The 3453-nt window shown below is 71.9% G+C and carries 3 protein-coding genes; 1 reads left to right on the top strand and 2 read right to left on the bottom strand.

Annotation, left to right across the window (positions count from 1 at the left end; translation table 11 throughout):
- The coding region (locus AB0F81_RS50815) for a hypothetical protein (protein ID WP_360211609.1) at positions 1–867 on the top strand (867 nt) is incomplete at its 5' end.
- Positions 868–908: 41 nt separating this feature from the next.
- Here the strand turns inward: AB0F81_RS50815 and serA are convergent.
- Complete coding sequence (serA, locus tag AB0F81_RS50820; protein WP_360211611.1) at positions 909–2138, bottom strand: phosphoglycerate dehydrogenase; 1230 nt, start codon at positions 2136–2138, stop codon at positions 909–911.
- Positions 2139–2307: 169 nt separating this feature from the next.
- Entirely contained in the window at positions 2308–3231 is a 924-nt protein-coding gene (locus tag AB0F81_RS50825) for an aminoglycoside phosphotransferase family protein (RefSeq protein WP_360211613.1), read from the bottom strand.
- Between the last annotated feature and the right edge of the window lie 222 nt (positions 3232–3453).

Genomic DNA, 3453 nt, shown 5'->3' on the forward strand with positions numbered 1-3453 from the left:
GGCCCCGCGGCTTCTCCCGCCGCTGCTCCCTGGCCGGCCTCCTGGCTCGACGAGAGCACCGGCCGCAGCGAGCCGGCGGTCTGGAGCGACACCCCTGCCGCGCCGCCGGTCCGCCGCCGGCAGTCCCGGCTGGTCACCGTCGGCATGGCGCTGCTCGGCGCCGTCGCGATAGCCGCGATCGCGCTCACCGGCGTCGTCTACTACACCGGGCCGGACAACCAGATCGGCGAGATGCTCCAGCTCGGCAAGAACGACGACAAGCAGGCTGTCAGCGCGTCCCTGGACGGGCGGACCGTGGCGACCTTCGAACTGCTCGCCGCGACCGACCGGGTCCGGCTCAGCGTCGCCGACCTGGGCACCGACCTGTACCGGATCAGCGCCCCGGACGGCGCGGGTATCCGGCCCAACGCGGAGCTCAGCGACGACCGGCTGACCCTGGACCTGGCCCGCGACGAGGCCGGCACCGGCGGCGAGGTCGAGGTGGTGCTGGCCGCCAAGGTGCGCTGGACGCTGCGCTTCTCCGGGTACGCCGAGGAGCGGATCGTCGACCTCAGCAACGGCCGGATCACCCGGATCGAGATGGTCGGCGGCACCCGGCGGGCCGAGATGACCCTGGCCGAGGCGTCCGGGACGGTCCCCATGAAGATCACCGGCGGGGTGGAGGAACTGGTGCTGCGCGCGCCGGCGGACAACCCGATCCGGGTCAAGGTCGGCGGCGGAGCGGGCACGGTCACGGCCGGGTCGCGGACCCTGCGTGATCTGCCGCCGGGCGCCACGCTGACACCGAAGGACTGGCAGAAGGCCAACCGTTACGACGTCGAGGCGGTCTCCGCGATCACGCAGCTGACCGTGGAGCAGAAGAACTGACCGGTGCGGCGCCCCCGGGCACCGCACCGGCCGGAACCGTCTTACGACAGCACGCGCAGGCGGACGGTCTGCTCCATGGCGCGGAGCTGGTCGAGCACCTCGTCGCTGTAACCGCGGGCGATGTCGGTGATCAGGTAGCCGTACTCCCCGCGGGTGCTGAGCATCTGGCCCTCGACGTTCACGCCGTTCTCCGCGAGGATCCGGTTGACCTGGGCCAGCACGCCCGGGGTGTTCTTGTGCATGTGCACGATGCGGTGCATGCCGGGCAGCTCGGGCAGGGTCACGCCGGGCAGGTTGACGCTGAGCGTGGTGTTGCCCTCGGTGACGAACTTGGCCAGCTTGTTCGCCACGAACCCGCCGATGTCCGACTGGGCCTCCTCGGTCGACCCGCCGATGTGCGGGGTGAGGATGACGTTCGGCAGGCCGCGCAGCTCGGAGAGGAACTCGTCGCCGCGGCCTTTCGGCTCCTTCGGGAAGACGTCCACCGCGGCGCCGGCCAGGTGCCCGCTCTGCAGCGCGTCACGCAGGGCCAGGTGGTCGACGACGATGCCGCGCGACAGGTTGAGGAACAGGCTGCCCGGCCGCATCTTGGTGAACTGCTCGGCGCCGAAGAAGCCGGCGTTGCCGGGGCGCCCGTCCACGTGCAGGGTGACGATGTCGCTGCTCTCCAGCAGCTCGTCCAGGCTGGCGCAGCGGTGCGCGTTGCTCAGGGCCAGCTTGTCGGCGGTGTCGTAGAAGGAGACCGACATGCCCAGGTTCTCCGCGAGCACCGACAGCTGGGTGCCGATGTTGCCGTAACCCACGATGCCGAGGCGGCGGCCGCGGATCTCGTGCGCGCCGTCGGCCGACTTGTCCCAGACCCCGCTGTGCATCAGCGTGTTCTTCTCGGTCAGCCGCCGGGTCAGCGCGATGATCTCGGCGATGGCCAGCTCGACCACCGAGCGGGTGTTGGAGAACGGCGCGTTGAAGACGGCCACCCCACCGGCGGAGGCGGCGGCCAGGTCGATCTGGTCGGTGCCGATGCAGAACGCGCCGATGCCCACCAGGCGGTCGGCGGCCGCCAGCACCTTCGCCGTCACCTGCGTCTTGGAGCGGATCCCGAGCAGGTGCACTCCGGAGATGCGCTCGATCAGCTCGGCCTCGTCGAGGGCGTTGCGCACGGACTCGACGTGGAAACCGTCCTCCTCGAGGCGGGAAACCGCGTCGGGGTGGATGCTCTCCAGAAGCAGGACTCGCACCTTGGCCTGGTCGATCATCATCTTCCGTTCCATGTTTCGGTTGGCCGCCCGGGCCGCCACGCCGAAGCCCAGTTCACAGGGCGTCAAGCCTAGTCCCCCGGCGAACGGGGCCCGGTGCGGTGTACTTGAGGTCCCATCTGCCGGTCAACCCGGTAACTGTTACGGGCCGGCGGTGGGTGCGGTTCAGGTTCGTTTCGCGCCGTCACCCGGTCAGGGCGGCGCGCAGCCACGGCAGCAGGGCGTCACCCTGGAACCGCTGGAAGGCACGGACGGTGGGCAGCCCCGGTGGGGGCGGCTCCCGTGAGCGCTGCTGGAAATAGGCGGCGCAGCCGGCCAGGACGCCGGTCACCACGTCGGGATCGATGCCGGTCAACAGCGGGCCGGGATCGCCGCCGTGCACGATCACGTCGACGGCCAGCAGCGCCGCGTCCAGCCAGGCGGGGGCGAGGGAACCCCAGGGCCAGTCCACGATGATCATCGAGCCGTCCGGGCGTACCAGAATGTTGTCGGCCCGGATGTCGGTGTGCGCGAGGGTGTCGCCGCCGGCCAGCGCGGCGATGCCGCGCTCGGCCGCGGCGTGCAGCAGGTCGAGATGCCGCCGTGCCCAGGGATCGAGGTCGGCCGGCGGCTTCGCCGCCAGGCGCTCCCAGGCGGCGAACGAGCCGGCCAGGCGGTCGATCGCGCGCGGCAGGCCGGGCACCGGCGCCGGCGTGAGCAGGCCGGCCAGGTCCGTCAGCGCGGTCGCGGCCTGCTTGATCTCGGCCGGCACCCACGGGGTACGAGGGTGGGCCCCGTCGATGTCCTGCAGGACCAGCGCCACCCAGGTCCCGTCGTCGAACCCACCGAGCAGGCGGGGCACCGGTGCGGAGGACGGCAGCGCGGCGGTGATCCGCAGCTCCTGGCGGGCCATGCTCGCCGAGTCGGCGTTGAGGGCCGGCGACACCGCTTTCACGAAGGCGCGCCGGCCGGTCGCGGTGCGCACCCGGTCGGCGGTGCCCGGGGAGAAACCGCCGGGCTGGGAGCGCGCGCTGATGACCGGACCGCCACCGATGATCTCCTCGATCCGCTGCCGGACCCCGGTGGGGAGGTCCGTCCAGCCGATCCGGACGCCGCGCGCTGTGACCATGCCGGGATGGTGGCAGGGGGTGCCGGGCGGGGGAAACGGAATTCCCGCGGTGGGGGCGCCGGAAATTGTCGTACCCGGGCGCGAGGATGCGGGCATGTTCATGGACGGTTCCGAGTTGGAGGCCCGTCCACGACGGCCGGCGGCAGTTCACCCGCCGGTCGCCGGGCGATCCGGTGGTCACCATGGTGCGCCGCGACGACTTCGATCACGCCTGGTTCCAGG

Origin of the sequence: Actinoplanes sp. NPDC024001, assembly GCF_040638955.1 — a bacterium.
Classification (GTDB): Bacteria; Actinomycetota; Actinomycetes; order Mycobacteriales; family Micromonosporaceae; genus Actinoplanes.

What these genes read in the sequence shown, in the direction of transcription:
- serA (WP_360211611.1), bottom strand. Translation starts at nt 2,138, where the DNA reads ATGGAACGGAAGATGATGATCGACCAGGCCAAGGTGCGAGTCCTGCTT.
- AB0F81_RS50825 (WP_360211613.1), bottom strand. Translation starts at nt 3,231, where the DNA reads ATGGTCACAGCGCGCGGCGTCCGGATCGGCTGGACGGACCTCCCCACC.